This is a genomic window from Pseudomonas frigoris (assembly GCF_047758635.1).
Lineage (GTDB): Bacteria > Pseudomonadota > Gammaproteobacteria > Pseudomonadales > Pseudomonadaceae > Aquipseudomonas > Aquipseudomonas frigoris.
In genome coordinates this window covers 92,101-110,594 of record NZ_CP180479.1, presented here as the reverse complement: position 1 = coordinate 110,594, position 18,494 = coordinate 92,101, and the positions used below count along the sequence as shown (strand labels likewise).

General features: G+C 60.0%; 16 protein-coding genes. 12 read left to right on the top strand and 4 right to left on the bottom strand.

Annotated features, from left to right (window positions below):
- Nucleotides 1–62 precede the first annotated feature (62 nt).
- The 4 genes from purE (at nt 63) to ACMXYH_RS00510 (ending at nt 2,626) form a co-directional block, all read left to right on the top strand.
- Entirely contained in the window at nt 63–554 is a 492-nt protein-coding gene (gene purE, locus ACMXYH_RS00525; protein ID WP_008150032.1) for a 5-(carboxyamino)imidazole ribonucleotide mutase, read from the top strand.
- 11 nt (nt 555–565) lie between these two features.
- On the top strand, nt 566–1,648 hold the full coding sequence (locus ACMXYH_RS00520) for a 5-(carboxyamino)imidazole ribonucleotide synthase (RefSeq protein ID WP_415765974.1): 1,083 nt from the start codon (nt 566–568) through the stop codon (nt 1,646–1,648).
- Between the two features lie 106 nt (nt 1,649–1,754).
- On the top strand, nt 1,755–2,000 hold the full coding sequence (locus ACMXYH_RS00515) for a GlsB/YeaQ/YmgE family stress response membrane protein (RefSeq protein WP_129439888.1): 246 nt from the start codon (nt 1,755–1,757) through the stop codon (nt 1,998–2,000).
- Between the two features lie 89 nt (nt 2,001–2,089).
- Nucleotides 2,090–2,626, top strand: a complete 537-nt coding sequence (locus ACMXYH_RS00510) for a DUF3299 domain-containing protein (RefSeq protein WP_149628518.1) — start codon at nt 2,090–2,092, stop codon at nt 2,624–2,626.
- Between the two features lie 113 nt (nt 2,627–2,739).
- On the opposite strand, the gene ACMXYH_RS00505 is transcribed toward ACMXYH_RS00510, so the two are convergent.
- Together ACMXYH_RS00505 and ACMXYH_RS00500 are read right to left on the bottom strand one after the other, a co-directional pair.
- Nucleotides 2,740–3,639 (bottom strand): D-hexose-6-phosphate mutarotase, encoded by a 900-nt coding sequence (locus ACMXYH_RS00505; RefSeq protein WP_415765973.1) that lies wholly within the window; start codon nt 3,637–3,639, stop codon nt 2,740–2,742.
- 57 nt (nt 3,640–3,696) lie between these two features.
- Nucleotides 3,697–4,101, bottom strand: coding sequence for an acyl-CoA thioesterase (locus ACMXYH_RS00500; RefSeq protein ID WP_003177184.1), 405 nt, complete (start codon nt 4,099–4,101; stop codon nt 3,697–3,699).
- A gap of 365 nt (nt 4,102–4,466) precedes the next feature.
- Between ACMXYH_RS00500 and ACMXYH_RS00495 the strand changes: the two genes are divergently transcribed.
- The 8 genes from ACMXYH_RS00495 (at nt 4,467) to ACMXYH_RS00460 (ending at nt 15,299) form a co-directional block, all read left to right on the top strand.
- Nucleotides 4,467–5,765, top strand: coding sequence for an MFS transporter (locus ACMXYH_RS00495; protein WP_129439894.1), 1,299 nt, complete (start codon nt 4,467–4,469; stop codon nt 5,763–5,765).
- 275 nt (nt 5,766–6,040) lie between these two features.
- Nucleotides 6,041–7,042 (top strand): phosphate ABC transporter substrate-binding protein PstS family protein, encoded by a 1,002-nt coding sequence (locus ACMXYH_RS00490; protein WP_057398950.1) that lies wholly within the window; start codon nt 6,041–6,043, stop codon nt 7,040–7,042.
- A 473-nt stretch (nt 7,043–7,515) separates the two neighbouring features.
- Complete coding sequence (locus ACMXYH_RS00485; RefSeq protein WP_415767773.1) at nt 7,516–9,549, top strand: ABC transporter permease subunit; 2,034 nt, start codon at nt 7,516–7,518, stop codon at nt 9,547–9,549.
- Nucleotides 9,550–9,564: 15 nt separating this feature from the next.
- Nucleotides 9,565–11,235, top strand: coding sequence for a phosphate ABC transporter permease PstA (gene pstA, locus ACMXYH_RS00480; protein WP_134420986.1), 1,671 nt, complete (start codon nt 9,565–9,567; stop codon nt 11,233–11,235).
- 178 nt (nt 11,236–11,413) lie between these two features.
- The gene (gene pstB, locus ACMXYH_RS00475; RefSeq protein ID WP_033059285.1) at nt 11,414–12,247 is read left to right on the top strand and encodes a phosphate ABC transporter ATP-binding protein PstB; all 834 of its coding nucleotides are present in this window, start codon (nt 11,414–11,416) and stop codon (nt 12,245–12,247) included.
- 71 nt (nt 12,248–12,318) lie between these two features.
- Nucleotides 12,319–13,080, top strand: a complete 762-nt coding sequence (phoU, locus tag ACMXYH_RS00470; protein WP_129439904.1) for a phosphate signaling complex protein PhoU — start codon at nt 12,319–12,321, stop codon at nt 13,078–13,080.
- A 167-nt stretch (nt 13,081–13,247) separates the two neighbouring features.
- The gene (locus ACMXYH_RS00465; RefSeq protein WP_415765972.1) at nt 13,248–14,198 is read left to right on the top strand and encodes a response regulator; all 951 of its coding nucleotides are present in this window, start codon (nt 13,248–13,250) and stop codon (nt 14,196–14,198) included.
- 204 nt (nt 14,199–14,402) lie between these two features.
- On the top strand, nt 14,403–15,299 hold the full coding sequence (locus tag ACMXYH_RS00460) for a peptidoglycan DD-metalloendopeptidase family protein (protein WP_415765971.1): 897 nt from the start codon (nt 14,403–14,405) through the stop codon (nt 15,297–15,299).
- A 144-nt stretch (nt 15,300–15,443) separates the two neighbouring features.
- Here ACMXYH_RS00460 and ACMXYH_RS00455 read toward each other — a convergent pair whose 3' ends face one another.
- Together ACMXYH_RS00455 and phoR are read right to left on the bottom strand one after the other, a co-directional pair.
- Complete coding sequence (locus ACMXYH_RS00455) at nt 15,444–16,784, bottom strand: hemolysin family protein (RefSeq protein WP_129439909.1); 1,341 nt, start codon at nt 16,782–16,784, stop codon at nt 15,444–15,446.
- Between the two features lie 388 nt (nt 16,785–17,172).
- A complete protein-coding gene (gene phoR, locus ACMXYH_RS00450) occupies nt 17,173–18,459 on the bottom strand; it encodes a phosphate regulon sensor histidine kinase PhoR (RefSeq protein WP_256661577.1) in 1,287 nt (428 codons plus the stop codon).
- Between the last annotated feature and the right edge of the window lie 35 nt (nt 18,460–18,494).

Genomic DNA, 18,494 nt, shown 5'->3' with positions numbered 1-18,494 from the left:
ATTTTGCGTGGCTTGTTGTTTTTTGACGCGCCTGCGGGCGCCCAGAGAGAAGAGGCACGACGATGAGTGCACTGGTTGGCGTGATCATGGGCTCCAAGTCCGATTGGTCCACCCTTAGCCACACCGCCGATATGCTGGAAAAGCTCGGCATTCCTTACGAGGTGAAAGTGGTCTCTGCCCACCGCACCCCGGACCTGCTGTTCCAGTACGCCGAAGAGGCTGAGGCGCGTGGCATCGAGGTGATCATCGCCGGTGCCGGAGGCGCAGCCCACTTGCCAGGCATGTGTGCGGCCAAGACCCACCTGCCGGTGCTGGGCGTGCCGGTGCAGTCGTCGATGCTGTCGGGCGTCGATTCGCTGCTGTCCATCGTGCAGATGCCCGCGGGCATTCCGGTCGCCACCCTGGCCATCGGCAAGGCCGGCGCGATCAACGCAGCGTTGCTCTCGGCGAGTATCCTCGGTGCCAAGCACCCGCAGTTCCACGCGGTGCTGAAAAAATTCCGCGCTGAGCAGACAGACAGCGTCCTGGAAAATCCAGACCCACGCATCGCCTGAGGTTGTTGACGATGAAGATCGGTGTAATCGGTGGCGGCCAATTGGGTCGCATGTTGGCGCTGGCGGGCACCCCGCTGGGCATGAACTTCGCTTTCCTGGACCCCGCGCCGGATGCTTGCGCAGCCGCATTGGGCGAGCACCTGCGGGCCGATTACGGCGACCAGGATCACCTGCGTCAGCTGGCCGATGAAGTCGATCTGGTGACCTTCGAGTTCGAAAGCGTCCCGGCCGAAACCGTGGCCTTCCTGTCGCAATTCGTCCCGGTCTACCCGAGCGCCGAAGCCCTGCGCATCGCCCGTGATCGCTGGTTCGAGAAGAGCATGTTCAAGGACCTGGGGATTCCTACCCCGGCGTTCGCCGACATTCAATCGCAAGCCGATCTGGACGCTGCCGTGGCTTCCATCGGTCTGCCGGCCGTGCTGAAAACCCGCACCCTGGGTTACGACGGCAAGGGCCAGAAGGTTCTGCGCAAGCCTGAAGACGTGGCCGGCACGTTCGCCGAGCTGGGCAGCGTGGCCTGCCTGTTGGAAGGCTTCGTCCCGTTTACCGGTGAAGTCTCGTTGATCGCCGTGCGCGCTCGCGATGGCGAAACCAGGTTCTATCCGCTGGTTCACAACACTCACGACAGCGGCATTCTTAAACTGTCCGTGGCCAGCACCGATCACCCGTTGCAAGCCTTGGCGGAAGACTATTCCAGTCGTGTACTCAAGCAACTGAGCTATGTTGGCGTGATGGCGTTCGAGTTCTTTGAAGTCGACGGTGGCCTCAAGGCCAACGAAATCGCCCCACGGGTGCACAACTCAGGTCACTGGACCACTGAAGGTGCCGAGTGCAGCCAGTTCGAAAACCACCTGCGGGCCGTTGCCGGTCTGCCGTTGGGTTCGACGGCCAAGGTCGGCGAGAGCGCGATGCTCAACTTCATCGGTAAAGTGCCCGAGACCGAGAAAGTCATGGCCATTGCCGATTGCCATCTGCATCACTATGGCAAGGCGTTCAAGGTCGGTCGCAAGGTCGGTCACGCCAACCTGCGCTGCGCCGACAAGGCCACGCTGGAGCAGCAGATCCTCAAGGTCGAAGCGCTCATCGCCGAATAGTTTCATGTGGCAGCGGCGGAACCATTCAGGGGCCGCCGTTCTCTCATGGCAGGATGCAGAAGTCTGACTAGGCTTCTGCATAGCCATTCAATCAGAGGGAAATGCCATGGGAATTATCGGAACCATCTTTATCGGCTTGATCGTCGGCCTGCTGGCGCGGTTCCTGAAACCGGGCGATGACAGCATGGGCTGGATCATGACCATCCTGCTCGGTATCGGCGGTTCGCTGGCGGCCACTTACGGCGGCCAGGCTCTGGGCATCTACCACGCGGGCGAAGGCGCTGGCTTCATCGGTGCGCTGGTCGGCGCGGTGGTGTTGCTGGTGATCTTCGGCTTGATCAGAAAGAACTGACTCAAAGCGACAAAGCCCCCTCTGCGCCGCACGCAGAGAGGGCTAGAATGCTCGGCGTTGCACCGTCCTCTCCTTTGCCGAGCACCTCCATGCGCCGTCTTTTACTGACTTTCCTTTTATTGGGCTCGGGCCTCGCCCATGCCGGCGAGCTGCCGGAAACCGACTGGCTCGAACTGATGCCCAAGTCGGACCAGAAAGCCCTCGAGGCCATGCCCGAAATCGACCACAACTCCCCCGAAGCCAATGGCACCTTTACCCAAAAGGGTGGCATGAAGCAGAGCAAGGGCTTGCCGGCGGTGATGTATTCGACCAAAACCGTGCCGTCAATGAACGACAAGAACATCCGCATCGGCGGTTATCCGGTGCCGCTGGAATCCGACGCCCAGGGCCGCAGCACGCTGTTCTTCCTCGTGCCGTATCCGGGCGCCTGCATCCACGTGCCGCCACCACCACCTAATCAATTGGTGTTGGTGCGTTATCCGAAAGGTTTGAAGCTGAATGACATCTATACACCGCTGTGGGTGACCGGCACGCTGAAGGTCGAGAAGGTCAACAACGACCTGGCTGACGCAGCGTATGCGCTGGACGCGGCGAAGGTGCGGGTGGTGAAGGAATCAGACTTGTAGAGATTCAAATGTGGGAGCGGGCTTGCTCGCGAAGGCGGCGTGTCAGGCAACATTGATGTCGACTGACACATCGCATTCGCGAGCAAGCCCGCTCCCACATTGGTTTTGTGGTGCTAGAGGGATTTGCTGCCAATGCTGACGCCGAGGCTATGACTGGCCCCCGGCGCCAGCGTCACCACATCATCCATCACATTCGCCGTTTCAATGCACAGCATGCGCTGCCAGCCATCATCGGCCATGTCACTAAACGCCGCAGCGCGATCAATCCACGGATTCCAGATCACCGCCGAGCGTGAGCCGCTGCTGGTCAGCTCGATGCGCCGTTCCCAGGCCGGATCGACAATGCTCAGCTTCGCCGGGGTATTGAGATAGATACGATCGGTCTCGCCGACAAAACGCAGATCGCCGGTCTGAGTGACGGTTTTCCAGTCGTCCAGGGTTTCGATGTAACTCAAGCCATCCAGCCCTTCGACATGCACTTCGCGTACATCGCTGACCGCGAAATAGCTGTGCAGTGCCTGGCTGATGGTGACTTTTTCAGCGCCCTGGTTATGGCTGGTCAGGCTGATGTGCAGTTGTTCATCCAGACGAATGCTCAGCTTCAAGTCCACTTGATGCGGCCAGCCTGGCAAGCCGCCTTCAGGGTAAGGCAGAACAAACTCCACCTTCAGGCTTTCGCCCTCGGTTTCAATGCCGCCCAGTTCCCAGTCCATCGCCCTTACCAGCCCGTGGGCGGTCGGCGCTTCGTTGCTGACGCGCATGGCCTGAACGCTCTGCGGGTTGCGCGGCAGATTGCCGAACCACGGCCAGCACACCGGAACCCCGGCGCGGATGCTCTTGCCAGTCTTGAACACTGCCTCGTCGTTGAGCCAGATCAGCGGCGGTTGCCCGGCCACCTGATAACTGAGGATGTGCGCGCCCTGCTGGGCAACCAGCAGTTCGGCCTGACCGTGGCGGATGCGCCAGCAGTTCAGTTCATCCAGTTTCACGGCTTCAACGTTGGGCGTGCTCATGGGGCAACTCTCGATCAGGGACAATGACTGCAATGGACCGCAGAAAGGTCGCAGTGTTTAACGAGCTCTAGGCGGAACCGAACGAGTACGGCCGCTGCCGTCGATGGCGACGAACACAAACACGGCTTCAGTCACTTTACGCCACTCGCTGGACAGCGGATCGTCACTCCAGACTTCGACCATCATCTGAATCGAGCTGCGGCCGATTTCCAGCGCCTGGGTATAGAAGGAGAGCTGAGCGCCCACCGCTACCGGAACCAGAAATGCCATACGGTCGATCGCCACCGTCGCCACGCGGCCACCCGCGACCTTGCTGGCCATTGCGGTGCCGGCCAAATCCATCTGCGACACCAGCCAACCGCCGAAAATATCGCCAAAGCCGTTGGTTTCGCGGGGAAGCGCGGTAATTTGCAGGGCAAGGTCGCCTTGCGGGATTGGATCTTCTTGTTCGAGCTCTATCATGCCGGGGGTGCCTCTGACCCGTGACTCTTCATAAGTACTTCAGGTGAATAGCCGTCTCAAGGAAAAACGATTCAGCCCCGAACATACTACGTTCGTCACGTTTTTCGTAAGGCGCCTAAAGGGAAACTCTGCGAAATCGGCTGACAGGTGCCAACGACGTTTTCGCACAGCAACCCCTTACAAGCAGGTGCAGGATTGCGAGTATATCGATCGGTAGACTCCGAGACGACCGTCCGGTTCTCATTTCGACCGTCAAATACGCACCTCTATGTGCTTTTTCGAACAATTTGCTATCGTGCCGGACCTGCCCAAGCCTCCGCCAGCGTTGTTGGGGTTGCAGATCCGACTATAAGAGAAGCCTTGCCATGACCACAGCGCCTTCGAGCATCGCGCAGCCAACCCAGTCCGCACGTCCGCTGACTCGCAACGACTACAAGACGTTATCGCTGTCTGCCTTGGGCGGCGCGCTGGAGTTTTACGATTTCATCATCTTCGTGTTCTTCGCCACGGTGGTCGGCAAACTGTTCTTCCCGGCCGACATGCCCGAGTGGCTGCGCTTGATGCAGACCTTCGGGATCTTTGCCGCCGGCTATCTGGCGCGGCCACTGGGCGGCATTGTCATGGCGCACTTCGGCGACCTGCTGGGACGCAAGAAGATGTTCACCCTGAGCATTTTCATGATGGCGGTGCCAACCCTGATCATGGGTTTGCTGCCGACCTATGCGCAGATCGGTATGTGGGCGCCGATCCTGTTGCTGCTGATGCGGGTGATTCAAGGCGCTGCGATTGGCGGTGAAGTGCCGGGCGCGTGGGTATTCGTTTCCGAACACGTGCCGCAGCGGCACATCGGCTACGCCTGCGGCACCCTGACCTGCGGCCTGACGGCCGGTATCCTGCTGGGCTCGCTGGTCGCCACCGCGATCAACAGCATTTACACCCCGGTCGAAGTTTCGGATTACGCCTGGCGGATTCCGTTCCTGCTGGGTGGCGTGTTCGGCCTGTTCTCGGTTTACCTGCGCCGCTGGCTGCACGAGACCCCGGTATTCGCCGAGCTGCAACTGCGCAAGGCCCTGGCTGAAGAAGTGCCGCTGCGCGCCGTGTTGCGCGACCATCGCGGGGCGATCCTGATTTCCATGCTGCTGACCTGGCTGCTGTCCGCCGGCATCATCGTAGTCATCCTGATGACCCCGACCGTGCTGCAGACCGTCTACCACTTCTCGCCCACCACCGCATTGCAGGCCAACAGCCTGGCGATCGTGTTTCTGAGCCTGGGCTGCGTCGCCTCCGGTGCACTGGCTGACCGCTTCGGCGCCGGTCGTGTCTTCGTGTTCGGCAGTGCTCTGCTGCTGATCAGTTCGTGGACCTTCTACCACAGCCTGTTCAACCACCCGGACTGGCTGTTCCCGATGTACGCCGTGACCGGCTTGCTGGTCGGCACCATCGGTGCAGTGCCGTATGTGATGGTCAAAGCCTTCCCGGCGGTGGTGCGTTTTAGCGGGCTGTCGTTCTCCTACAACCTGGCCTACGCCATCTTCGGCGGCCTGACCCCGATGGTCGTTACGCTGCTGCTGAAGGAAAGCCCGCTGGGGCCTGCCTATTACGTGGCGATCATTTGCGGTGTCGGGATTCTGGTGGGTGCGTACCTCTGGAAGAAAGGTCGCTAAGCTCCCTTTGCATTGACTGCATTGACTGCATTGACTGCACTGACTGCACTGACGCCTTCGCGAGCAAGCCCGCTCCCACAGTTGACCGCGTTCTCACTGAGGAACTCGGTTAAATGTGGGAGCGGGCTTGCTCGCGAAGAACGATGACGCGATCTCCCTGCAAAAGATCGAATGCTGGCCTTTCATCTAATTGTCATATTTCAGCCATAGAGTGTTCACACGGCCTGCTGATACTTGGCCCCGACTTAACACACCCTATCTGCTAGGAGTAAGGCATGAAACTGAAGCGTTTGATGGCGGCAATGACTTTTGTCGCTGCTGGCGTTGCGACTGCCAACGCGGTTGCCGCTGTTGACCCTGCTATCCCGAGCTACACCAAAACCACTGGTGTGTCGGGCAACCTGTCCAGCGTCGGCTCCGATACTCTGGCCAACCTCATGACCCTGTGGGCTGAGAACTATAAAAAAGAATACCCGAACGTAAATATCCAGATTCAGGCCGCTGGCTCCGCCACTGCGCCACCTGCGCTGACTGAAGGCACCGCCAACCTGGGCCCGATGAGCCGCAAGATGAAGGACACCGAACTGGCTGCCTTCGAGCAGAAGTACGGCTACAAGCCAACCGCTATCCCGGTTGCAGTAGACGCCCTGGCGATCTTTGTACACAAAGACAACCCGATCCAGCACCTGACCATGGAACAGGTTGACGCAGTTTTCTCGTCCACTCGTCTGTGCGGCGCTAAAACCGAAGTCAAAACCTGGGGCGACCTGGGCGTGACCGGCGACCTGGCCAACAAGCCGGTTCAGCTGTTCGGTCGTAACTCGGTATCCGGCACTTATGGCTACTTCAAAGAAGAAGCCCTGTGCAAAGGCGACTACAAGCCAAACGTCAACGAACAACCAGGCTCGGCTTCGGTCGTGCAGTCGATCAGCTCCTCGCTGAACGGCATCGGTTACTCGGGCATCGGCTACAAAACCGCCTCCGTGAAGACTGTGGCTCTGGCCAAAAAAGGCACCACTGAATTCATCGAAGACACCGAAGAAAACGCCCTGAACGGCAAGTACCCGCTGTCGCGTTTCCTCTACGTTTACGTCAACAAAGCCCCGAACAAGCCTCTGGCCCCGCTGGAAGCCGAGTTCGTGAAACTGGTTCTGTCCAAACAGGGCCAGGAAGTTGTAGTGAAAGACGGCTACATCCCACTGCCAGCCAAGGTTGCTGCAAAAGCACTGGCTGACCTGGGTCTGGCGGAAGGCGGCGCTGAAGTCGCAAAAAAGTAAAACCCTGAACCCGGGGTAATCCCCGGGTTCAATGTGGGAGCGGGCTTGCTCGCGAAAGCGGTGGATCATTCGACATTGACGTTGAAAGTGACGGCCCCTTCGCGAGCAAGCCCGCTCCCACATACCCCCAAATTTCCGGTCCGCTGCCAGTTCTCACAGGCGGCGGATTTGTTGTGTCACTGCATTGTCATCTTTCTGTCATACAGGATCGCTAGGGTGTGCGAATGAATGATCTGGCCAATTCCACCATGACGACTAATCCCCCCAAGCGAATTGACTTCAATACGCCTGAGCTGCAACGCAAGCGCCGCATCCGCGCGCTCAAAGATCGCCTGACCCGCTGGTACGTCCTCGTTGGCGGCCTCGCCGTTCTCGGCGCGATCACGCTGATCTTTTTCTTCCTCGCTTATGTTGTCGCGCCCCTGTTTCAGGGCGCCGACCTGACCGCCAAGGACGCCATTACGCCCGCCTGGATGCAAGACGCCGGCAAGCCGTTGATGATCTCCCTGGAAGAGCAGAACCAGGTCGCCATGCGGGTTTCCGACAAGGGCCAGGCGTTGTTTTTCGATATCGACAGTGGCGCTGAACTCAAGCGCGTCGATCTGCCGATTCCGGCTGGCACCACAGTGACCTCCATCGGCGAAGACCAACCAGGCCACCCATTGGTGGCGGTGGGCTTGTCCAACGGCCAGGTGCTGGTGTTCCGTCACACTTATAAAGTCAGCTACCCGGACGGCAAGAAAACCATCTCGCCGGCCATCGAATACCCGTATGGCGAAACGCCGATTGCGCTGAACGAGGCGGGCGGAGCCCTGGAGCACGTCAGCCTCAACGCGACCGATACGACGCTGATGCTGGTCGGTTCCACCGGTTCGCAACTCAATGTTTTGTCGCTGACCAGCGAAGAAAACATGATGACCGGCGAAGTCACCAATGAGCAGAAGCGCATCGATCTGCCGCAGATGACTGAACCGGTGAAAAATATCTTCGTCGACCCGCGTCAGCAGTGGCTGTACGTGATTAACGGTCGTGCCCAGGCCGATGTGTTCAGCTTGCGCGACAAGAGCCTCAACGGTCGCTACAAACTGCTGGATGATGGCGAAGCGCAAATCACCGCCAGTACTCAATTGGTGGGCGGCATCTCGCTGATCCTCGGCGACTCCAAAGGCGGTCTGGCCCAGTGGTTCATGGCCCGCGACCACGATGGCGAGCTGCGTCTGAAGCAGATTCGTAACTTCCAGATGGGCACTGCGCCGATCGTTGAAATCACCGCTGAAGAACGTCGCAAAGGCTTTATCGCCCTCGACGCCTCCGGCAAGCTCGGCGTGTTCCACAGCACCGCTCACCGCACTTTGTTGGTGGATCAGGTGGTCGATGGCCAAGGCATTTTCGGTCTGTCGCCACGGGCCAACCGTGTGATCGTGGAGGCGGGTGGCAAGATTCAACCGCTGCTGCTCGACAACCCGCACCCAGAGGTTTCCTGGAGCGCGTTGTGGAGCAAGGTCTGGTACGAGAACTACGACGAGCCTAAATACGTCTGGCAATCGACCGCCGCCAACACCGACTTCGAACCCAAGCTGAGCTTGTCTCCGTTGACCTTCGGTACCTTGAAAGCCGCGTTCTACGCCATGCTGCTGGCCGCACCTCTGGCCGTCGCCGCCGCCATCTACACCGCGTACTTCATGGCCCCGGGCATGCGCCGCAAGGTCAAACCGGTGATCGAGCTGATGGAAGCGATGCCGACGGTGATCCTCGGTTTCTTCGCCGGCCTGTTCCTCGCACCGTATGTGGAAGGGCATTTGCCGGGCATCTTCAGCCTGCTGATGCTCTTGCCGATCGGCATTCTGGTAGCGGGTTTCACCTTCAGCCGCTTGCCTGAGTCCATCCGCCTGAAAGTGCCGGAAGGCTGGGAAAGCGCGATTCTGATTCCGGTGATCCTGTTCGTGGGCTGGCTCTCGCTGTACATGAGCCCGTACATGGAAACCTGGTTCTTCGGCGGCGACATGCGCATGTGGATCTCCCACGACCTGGGCATCACCTACGACCAGCGCAACGCACTGGTGGTCGGTCTGGCCATGGGCTTCGCGGTGATCCCGAACATCTACTCCATCGCCGAAGACGCCGTGTTCAGCGTGCCTCGCGGTTTGACCCTCGGTTCTCTGGCCCTCGGTGCCACGCCATGGCAGACCATGACTCGCGTGGTGATCCTCACCGCCAGCCCGGGCATTTTCTCGGCGCTGATGATCGGCATGGGCCGTGCGGTCGGTGAAACCATGATCGTGCTGATGGCCACCGGTAACACCCCGGTCATGGAAATGAACCTGTTCGAAGGCCTGCGCACCCTGGCCGCCAACGTCGCGGTGGAAATGCCCGAATCGGAAGTCGGCGGCAGCCACTACCGCGTGCTGTTCCTCTCGGCGCTGGTGCTGCTGTTGTTCACCTTCGTCATGAACACCCTCGCGGAACTGATTCGTCAGCGTCTGCGCAAGAAATACTCGTCGCTTTAAGAAAGGTAGAAGTCTGTGAAACAGAACTCCCTGAAAGGATGGTTCAAGAGCGGCGCCCCCGGCGTCTGGATCAGCGGTGGCGCGGTGTCCATCGCGGTCATCATGACCATTGGCCTGCTGGCAGTGATTGCCGTGCGCGGTCTGGGCCATTTCTGGCCGGCCGACCTGGTGCACGCCAGTTACGACGTGCCGGGCCAGGCCAACCACCTCGTCATCGGCGAAGTGGTGCAGAAAGAAGAAGTGCCGCGCGAGCGCCTGAAAAGCGCTGGCCTGCCGGTGCCCGATCAGGGCCCGGAGTTCATGACCCGCGAGCTGATCAAGGTCGGCAACCGTGATCTGAACGGCAACGACTTCACCTGGATCGTCGGCGAGTGGCTGACTAACCAGAAGACCCCGCCTGAGTTGATGGCCATTGAGCGTCGCGAGTGGGGCAACTTCTACGGCTACCTGGTCAACGTCAAACAGGACGGCAAGGTCATCGCTGAAGGCGAGGCAGCGTGGCCTGAGTTGCAGGCGCGTGTCGAGCGCGTCAACAAACTCGCGGCACAGCTCAAGAGCCTGGAAAAATCCGACATCGGCGCGATCAACGCAGGTCTTGAACGCGTCCGTCTGCACGGCCGCAAACTGGAACTGGCTGGCCAACTCGATGCCACCGCACAAGCGGACATGGAATCCGAGCGCGCCGAGCTCAACGCTCGTTATCAAGACATCGAAGTCCGCCTGAACGACCTGCACGCCCAGTTCAATCGCGACAGCCTGACGGCCCGCGATGCGAACGGCAAAGAGATCGAAATCGGCATCGGTAAAGTGGTTCACGCTTATCAGCCGAACGCGATGGGCACCTTCACCAAGATCGGTTTCTACTTCAGCAAGATGTGGGAATTCCTCAGCGACGACCCGCGTGAAGCGAACACCGAAGGCGGGATTTTCCCGGCGATTTTCGGCACCGTGATGATGACCCTGATCATGGCGATGATCGTGACGCCGTTCGGTGTGCTGGCGGCGGTTTACCTGCGTGAATATGCCAAGCAGAACGTGCTGACCCGGATTATCCGCATCGCGGTGAACAACCTGGCCGGTGTTCCGGCCATTGTTTACGGCGTGTTTGGCCTGGGCTTCTTCGTCTATGTATTGGGCGGTTCGGTTGACCGGTTGTTCTTCCCTGAAGCATTGCCGGCGCCGACCTTCGGTACGCCGGGTCTGCTCTGGGCGTCCCTGACCCTGGCGCTGCTGGCGGTGCCGGTGGTAATCGTGGCCACCGAAGAAGGCTTGGCGCGAATTCCTCGCACCGTACGTGAAGGCTCGTTGGCCCTCGGCGCGACCAAGGCGGAAACCTTGTGGAAGATCGTGCTGCCGATGGCCAGCCCGGCAATGATGACCGGCATGATCCTCGCCGTGGCTCGCGCCGCGGGTGAAGTGGCGCCGCTGATGCTGGTGGGTGTGGTGAAACTGGCGCCGTCGCTGCCGGTGGACGGCAACTACCCATACCTTCACCTGGATCAGAAGATCATGCACTTGGGCTTCCACATCTATGACGTCGGCTTCCAGAGCCCGAACGTCGAGGCCGCGCGGCCGCTGGTGTACGCCACGGCGCTGCTGCTGGTGCTGGTGATCGCCACGCTCAACCTGTCGGCCGTCTATATCCGTAACCACCTGCGCGAAAAATACAAAGCGCTGGATAGCTGATCTAAATGTGGGAGCGGGCTTGCTCGCGAAAGCGGTGGGTCAGGCAACATTGATGCTGAATGTGCTGACCTCTTCGCGAGCAAGCCCGCTCCCACACTAGACCGCGTTCAACCGAACATTTATTGGCATGCCGCAAAGCGGTGTTCCGAACCGAATTTGTTAGCACAGGGAGCCTCCCATGCAGCACGAAGCACATACCCACGGCATCAACATGTCTGCCCTGGGCCGCGACAAACAGAGCTTGAGCCTTGAGCAGGAAACCGTGGCCATCGAAGTGCCGGGCCTGAGCCTGTTCTACGGCGACAAACAAGCGCTGTACGACGTCAGCATGAACATCCCGAAACAGCGCGTGACCGCCTTCATCGGCCCGTCCGGCTGCGGCAAGTCCACGCTGCTGCGTACGTTCAACCGCATGAACGACCTGGTGGATGGCTGCCGTGTAGAAGGCGAGATCAACCTCTACGGCAACAACATCTACCGTAAGGGCGAAGATGTGGCCGAGTTGCGTCGTCGCGTGGGCATGGTGTTCCAGAAGCCCAACCCGTTCCCGAAAACCATTTATGAAAACGTGGTTTACGGCCTGCGCATCCAGGGCATCAACAAGAAGCGCATCCTCGACGAAGCCGTCGAGTGGGCTTTGAAGGGCGCGGCACTGTGGGACGAAGTCAAAGACCGTCTGCACGAGTCGGCACTAGGCCTGTCCGGTGGTCAGCAACAACGTCTGGTGATCGCTCGCACCATCGCTGTGGAACCGGAAGTGCTGCTGCTCGACGAACCGTGCTCGGCACTCGACCCGATCTCCACGCTGAAAGTCGAAGAGCTGATCTACGAGCTGAAATCGAAGTTCACCATCGTCATCGTGACCCACAACATGCAACAGGCCGCGCGGGTTTCCGACTACACGGCGTTCATGTACATGGGCAAACTGGTGGAATTCGGCGACACCGACACCCTGTTCACCAATCCGGCGAAGAAGCAGACCGAAGACTACATTACTGGTCGCTACGGCTAGGAAGCTGTTGTTGCTCACTGAACTGACGCTGCGGTCCACCGCACCTTACCGGACGCTCCAAGGACGCCAACATGATTAGTAAAGAAGGCCTTACCCATCACATCTCTGCGCAGTTCAACGCTGAGCTCGAGGAAGTGCGCAGCCACCTCCTGGCCATGGGCGGGCTGGTGGAAAAGCAGGTCAACGACGCGGTCACCGCGCTGATCGAGGCCGACACCGGCCTGGCCCAGCAGGTTCGCGAGATCGACGACCAGATCAACCAGATGGAACGCAACATCGACGAAGAATGCCTGCGCATTCTGGCCCGCCGTCAGCCGGCAGCGTCGGACTTGCGTTTGATCATCAGCATCTCCAAGTCGGTCATCGACCTGGAGCGTATCGGTGACGAAGCGACCAAGATCGCCCGTCGCGCCATCCAGTTGTGCGAAGAAGGTGAAGCCCCGCGGGGTTACGTCGAGGTTCGCCACATCGGCGACCAGGTCCGCAACATGGTTCGCGATGCGCTGGACGCCTTTGCCCGCTTCGACGCCGACCTGGCGTTGTCGGTGGCCCAGTACGACAAGATCATCGACCGTGAATACAAGACCGCCCTACGTGAACTTGCCACCTACATGATGGAAGACCCGCGCTCTATCTCGCGGGTCTTGAGCATCATTTGGGTGCTGCGTTCGCTGGAACGGATCGGCGACCACGCGCGCAATATCTCGGAGCTGGTGATTTACCTGGTGCGCGGCACCGACGTGCGGCATCTGGGCCTCAAGCGCATGAAAGAAGAAGTTGAAGGCACAAGTGGCGAAACCGCTAATGTTCCGGGCAAAGCTGACGATAAGTAAGATTGCCTGAGAAAAGCGCCCGGCCTTTTGGCCGGGCGTTTTTGTTTGTGGTCGATGAATTCGAAAGCAGCACCCGCGAACGAAAAGTCCCGGCGTGACTGAAGGTTTTTGGCAATGTGCCATCAGCAAAGCGGTATGCTTGCCGGGATTTTTTAAAGGGGTGATGGATGAGTAAGGTCAGTGTGTTGGTCGTGGACGATGCGTCGTTCATTCGTGACCTGGTGAAGAAGTGCTTGCGCAATTACTTCCCGGGGATCCGGATCGAAGACGCGGTCAACGGCAAAAAGGCTCAGGCGATTCTGGCGCGTGAAGCGTTCGACCTGGTCCTGTGCGACTGGGAAATGCCGGAAATGTCCGGCCTGGAGCTGCTGACCTGGTGCCGCGAGCAGGACAACCTCAAGACCATGCCGTTCGTGATGGTGACCAGCCGGGGCGATAAAGAGAACGTGGTCCAGGCGATCCAGGCCGGGGTTTCCGGCTACGTCAGCAAGCCGTTCACCAACGAGCAACTGCTGACCAAGGTCAAGCAGGCCCTGAACAAGGTGGGCAAGCTCGACACCTTGATGAACAGCGCACCGACCAAAATGAACTCGGCATTCGGCAACGATTCCCTGAGCGCATTGACCGGCGGTAAGGCTGCTTTGGTCGCGCCCGCAGCGGCGCCGGTCAACCCGTTCGCCAAACCTGTTGCCGCAGCGCCAGCCCCGGCGGCTGCTCCGTCTCGCGGTCTGCTCAACAGCCCGCCGATCAAGCCTCCAGCGTCCTCCGCAGCGCCAACGGGCGGACGTGGCCAGGGCCAACTGCGCCTGCCGAACGGCATTCAGCAATGTGTGATCAAGGCCTTGAGCCTCAAGGAAGCATTGCTGGTGGTGAAGCGTACCGACACCCTGCCGCAAGTGCTCGACAGCGCCGTGCTCGACCTGGAGCAGGGCGATAACGCCGAAACCGCCCGCCTGAACGGCTACCTGCACGCCATCGTCGCCCACGAGCCAAAGCCCGACAGCGACTGGCTGCAACTGACCTTCCGCTTTGTCGACCAGGATGCGCAGAAGCTCGACTACATCTCGCGGTTGATAGCACGTGGTACGGCGCAGAAGCATTTCGTACCCGGCGCTTAAGATCGGCATCGTCTGTTAGGCCGCCATCGCGAGCAAGCTCGCTCCCACATTGGAATGCGTTCCCTTGTGGGAGCTTGCTCGCGAAGGGGCCATCAGATTCACCGCACATCCGCTGAACGGCCCATTTTGAAACATCTGCTGACTACCCGGGTCCATTGCAGCTGCTAGGCTCCTACCCAGGCCTTACTCGACAGAACCTTGCCCATGCTCGCGCGCCTGCTGTTTTTCTGCGGTCTTTTCATGGCCTCCACCTCGGCGATGGCCATGACGATCTACAAGTCCACCGACGCCAATGGCGTGGTCTCCTACAGCGACCGCCCCACGACAGGCTCCAAGGTGTTCGTTTTTCGTGATCGCATGGTCGAGAATCTTGAGCGCCAGGTGTACCTCGTCATCACGAAGAAGAAGGGCGTGGACAGCGTTTACGTGCGCAATGACCTGTATGCGCCGGTAGAAATCGAGTTGAGCTTCGGCGGGCTGAAGAACGTCAGTGGTGCGCCAAGCCGACCGATTCGCCGGGTGATGCCGGCACGCAGCAGTATTCGTCTGGCGCTGCTCACAGCCACGCGGTCCGAAAGGCCGCTCGCGTATACCCCAAAATTTGAATACTCCCTGGGCGACCCCTCAGGGGCCGCCCAGGCCTATCGGTACCCGCTGCCGTGGCGCGGCGGACCGTTTCGGCTGAGTCAGGGCGCCAACGGTCAATACAGCCACTTCGGTCCCAAGAACCGTTACGCCATGGACATCGCCATGCCCGAAGGCACGCCGATCATCGCGGCGCGTGGCGGTGTGGTGGTGAAAACCGAGAATGCCCAGACCGGGCGCGGCACCGATCCGTCGGGTAATTTCGTGCGGGTGCTGCACGATGACGGGACGATGGGCGTGTACCTGCACCTCAAGCAAGGTTCGGTGAGCGTTCGCGAGGGGCAACGGGTGTCGGTGGGGAGTCCGCTGGCCTTGTCGGGCAATACCGGCAACAGCAACGGGCCGCACCTGCATTTCGTGGTGCAGCGCAATACCGGGTTGGGGCTGGTGTCGATCCCGTACCAGTTCAATCAACCGGTAGGCAGCCTGCCGAACTTTGCGCTCGGCAAACAGTGAGGTGTTGCCTGTTCTGACGCCTTCGCGAGCAAGCCCGCTCCCACATTGGATCTGCGTCGAGCCATTTATATGTGATCGACACAAAACTAATGTGGGAGCGGGCTTGCTCGCGAAGGGATCGACGCGGTTTAGGCCAGGGGCGACTTAATCGAGCATCAACACCTTGGCCAGAATGATCTTCGGCCCCTTCATCTTCTTGATGATGATCCGCAAGCCTTCGACTTCCAGCACTTCTTCCTCTTCCGGCACCCGTTTCAGGGTTTCGTAGACCAGCCCGGCGAGGGTTTCGGCTTCGATGTGGTCCAGATCGATGCCCAGCAGGCGCTCGACCTTAAACAATGGCGTGTCGCCGCGCACCAGCAGCTTGCCCGGCTGGTACGCCAGGATCCCGCGCTCAGCCTTGCGGTGTTCGTCCTGAATATCGCCGACCAGTACTTCCAGCACGTCTTCCATGGTCAGGTAGCCGATGATGTTGCCATCGGCTTCTTCGACCAGGGCGAAGTGCGAGCCGCCTTTGCGAAACTGTTCCAGCAGCTGCGACAGCGGCATGTGACGGGATACGCGCTCCAGCGGCCGGGTCAGTTCGGCGAGGTTGAACGACTCGGGAATGTGGTCCAGTGCCGCCAGTTCCAGCAGCAAATCCTTGATGTGCAGCAGGCCGACGAACTCCTGACGATCGCTGTCGTACACCGGATAGCGGCTGAACTTGTGGCGACGGAACATCGCCAGGATTTCCTTCAGCGGCGCGTTGAACTCCAGGGTCACCAGGTCTTCCCGGGAATTGGCCCAGTCGACCACTTCCAGTTCGCCCATTTCCACCGCCGAGGCCAAAACGCGCATGCCTTGGTCGCTCGGGTCCTGGCCACGGCTGGAGTGCAGGATCAGTTTCAGTTCTTCACGGCTGTAATGGTGCTCGTGATGAGGGCCGGGTTCGCCTTGGCCGGCGATCCGCAGGATCGTGTTGGCGCTGGCGTTGAGCAGGTAAATGGCCGGGTACATCGCCCAGTAGAACAGGTACAGCGGCACGGCGGTCCAGAGCGACAGCAGTTCGGGTTTGCGGATGGCCCAGGATTTCGGGGCCAGTTCGCCGACCACGATGTGCAGGTACGAGATGACGAAGAACGCGGCGAAGAACGATACGCCTTTGACCACTTCGGCCGACTGCACACCGACGGCTTCAAGGATCGGTTCGAGGATGTGCGCGAACGCCGGCTCACCGACCCAGCCAAGACCAAGGGACGCAAGCGTGATACCCAATTGGCACGCCGAGAGGTACGCATCGAGCTGACTGTGAACGGTGCGCAGGATATGCCCGCGCCAGCCATTTTTTTCAGCGATGGCTTCGACCCGGGTCGAGCGCAATTTGACCATGGCAAATTCCGCCGCAACGAAAAAGCCGTTGAGCAAAACCAGGATCAGAGCAAAAAGAATCATGCCGAAATCGGCGAAGAGTGTCGCGAGGGTCAAGCCAGGGGAAGGGTCCATGATGGAGTTTTGCGGGTTCCGTGTATTCGAAAGGAAAGAAAAAAGTGCGCCTGAAGGGCAGGCACAAGTCAGCCAATGTAGCGGCTGACCAAGTGATTGACTAGGGGGCGTTCTCAATTAGTTTCCCCACCGCGCCGGGTCTGCTGTTGTGCAGGGCAAGGCGCGAGAAGCGTAGTTTGGTCATTCCAAATAAGCTTCGAGCAACGCAGCCCTGCGCAACAGCAGGCCCGGCCCTTCGGGTTGTGCCTTAAAGCGGGCCAGGCTGCGTTGCAGGCCTTGGAAAGGGAACAACCATTCCCAGCGGCCTGCGCCTTGCCTGGCCCGCTTTAAGGCGACAACGCGGTGGGGAAACTAATTGAGAACGCCCCCTAGCGCGTGCCGGCCGGTATCAGTCGGCGGCGCTGATGACCCGGGATTTGGTGACCTGAGCCGGCGCAAAATGGCAGGTAAAGGTGCTGCCATGGCCCGGCACACTGCTGATTTCCATCCGCGCGCGGTGGCGCAGCAGCACGTGTTTGACGATCGCCAGGCCGAGCCCCGTGCCGCCGGTGTTGGAGTTGCGGCTGGAATCGACGCGATAGAAGCGTTCGGTCAGGCGCGGCAGGTGTTTGCTGTCGATGCCGATGCCGGAATCCTGCACGCTCAAGTGTGCACCTTGCTCATCACCCCACCAGCGGATGCGGATATTGCCTTCGGCCGGGGTGTATTTCACCGCGTTGAACACCAGATTGGAAAACGCGCTGCGCAACTCGGCTTCGCTGCCCTTGAGCAGAATCGTCGGGTCGGCTTCCAGGGTGATCTTCTGATTGCGCTGAGCAGACAACTGCTGAGCGTCGCTCTTGATCGATTGCAGCAAGCCGTCGATGGCCACCGGCTGGTTGTCCGAGGGGTAATCGGTGGCTTCCAGTTTGGCCAACAGCAGCAAGTCGTTGAGCAGCGTCTGCATGCGTCCGCCTTGCTGCTGCATCTGCTGCAAGGCACGGGACCAGCGCGGGTTCACGTCCTCGACGTTGTCGAGCAGGGTTTCCAGATAGCCGCAGATCACCGTCAGCGGCGTGCGCAGTTCATGGGAGACGTTGGCGATGAAGTCTTTGCGCATCTGTTCCAACTGGTGGATACGCGTGACGTCGCGCACCAGCATCAAGTGTTCGTTGTTGCCGTAGCGGGTGATGTACAGCTGAATGCGCAGGCGATCATTGATCGGTGACGGAATTTCCAGCGGCTCGGCGTAGCTGTCCTGCTCGAAGTATTCCTTGAAGCGCGGATGGCGGACGAGGTTGGTTACCGGTTGGCCGCTGTCTTGCGGGGTCTTGAGGCCGAGCAGGGTTTCGGCAGCGCGGTTCCACCATTCGAGGTTGCCGTCGCTGTCGAGCATGATCACCGCGTCTTTCAGCGCGGCAGTCGATTCCTGGACCCGGTCGATCACCGCTTGCAGGCGCCCGCGCACTCGTTGGTCGCGGCGTTGCAGGTGGTAGATGCTGTCGAACACTTCGCCCCACAGGCCATAGCCATCGGGCGGTGCCTCATCGGATTTGTGCAGACGCAGCCATTCGTGCAGTCGCAGCAGTTGCTTGAGGGTCCAGGCCAGGTAAAGGCCCAGGCCCGCGGCGAGGCTCCAGCCGTAGTAGCCGGTAATCAGGCCGATCACCAGGCAACCGGTCACCAGCAGCAGCATGTGGCGGATCAGGGTGCCATGCCAGTTTTGGTTCA

What these genes read in the sequence shown, in the direction of transcription:
- purE (WP_008150032.1), top strand. Translation starts at nt 63, where the DNA reads ATGAGTGCACTGGTTGGCGTGATCATGGGCTCCAAGTCCGATTGGTCC.
- ACMXYH_RS00520 (WP_415765974.1), top strand. Translation starts at nt 566, where the DNA reads ATGAAGATCGGTGTAATCGGTGGCGGCCAATTGGGTCGCATGTTGGCG.
- ACMXYH_RS00515 (WP_129439888.1), top strand. Translation starts at nt 1,755, where the DNA reads ATGGGAATTATCGGAACCATCTTTATCGGCTTGATCGTCGGCCTGCTG.
- ACMXYH_RS00510 (WP_149628518.1), top strand. Translation starts at nt 2,090, where the DNA reads ATGCGCCGTCTTTTACTGACTTTCCTTTTATTGGGCTCGGGCCTCGCC.
- ACMXYH_RS00505 (WP_415765973.1), bottom strand. Translation starts at nt 3,639, where the DNA reads ATGAGCACGCCCAACGTTGAAGCCGTGAAACTGGATGAACTGAACTGC.
- ACMXYH_RS00500 (WP_003177184.1), bottom strand. Translation starts at nt 4,101, where the DNA reads ATGATAGAGCTCGAACAAGAAGATCCAATCCCGCAAGGCGACCTTGCC.
- ACMXYH_RS00495 (WP_129439894.1), top strand. Translation starts at nt 4,467, where the DNA reads ATGACCACAGCGCCTTCGAGCATCGCGCAGCCAACCCAGTCCGCACGT.
- ACMXYH_RS00490 (WP_057398950.1), top strand. Translation starts at nt 6,041, where the DNA reads ATGAAACTGAAGCGTTTGATGGCGGCAATGACTTTTGTCGCTGCTGGC.
- ACMXYH_RS00485 (WP_415767773.1), top strand. Translation starts at nt 7,516, where the DNA reads ATGCAAGACGCCGGCAAGCCGTTGATGATCTCCCTGGAAGAGCAGAAC.
- pstB (WP_033059285.1), top strand. Translation starts at nt 11,414, where the DNA reads ATGCAGCACGAAGCACATACCCACGGCATCAACATGTCTGCCCTGGGC.
- phoU (WP_129439904.1), top strand. Translation starts at nt 12,319, where the DNA reads ATGATTAGTAAAGAAGGCCTTACCCATCACATCTCTGCGCAGTTCAAC.
- ACMXYH_RS00465 (WP_415765972.1), top strand. Translation starts at nt 13,248, where the DNA reads ATGAGTAAGGTCAGTGTGTTGGTCGTGGACGATGCGTCGTTCATTCGT.
- ACMXYH_RS00460 (WP_415765971.1), top strand. Translation starts at nt 14,403, where the DNA reads ATGCTCGCGCGCCTGCTGTTTTTCTGCGGTCTTTTCATGGCCTCCACC.
- ACMXYH_RS00455 (WP_129439909.1), bottom strand. Translation starts at nt 16,784, where the DNA reads ATGGACCCTTCCCCTGGCTTGACCCTCGCGACACTCTTCGCCGATTTC.
- phoR (WP_256661577.1), bottom strand. Translation starts at nt 18,459, where the DNA reads ATGCTGCTGCTGGTGACCGGTTGCCTGGTGATCGGCCTGATTACCGGC.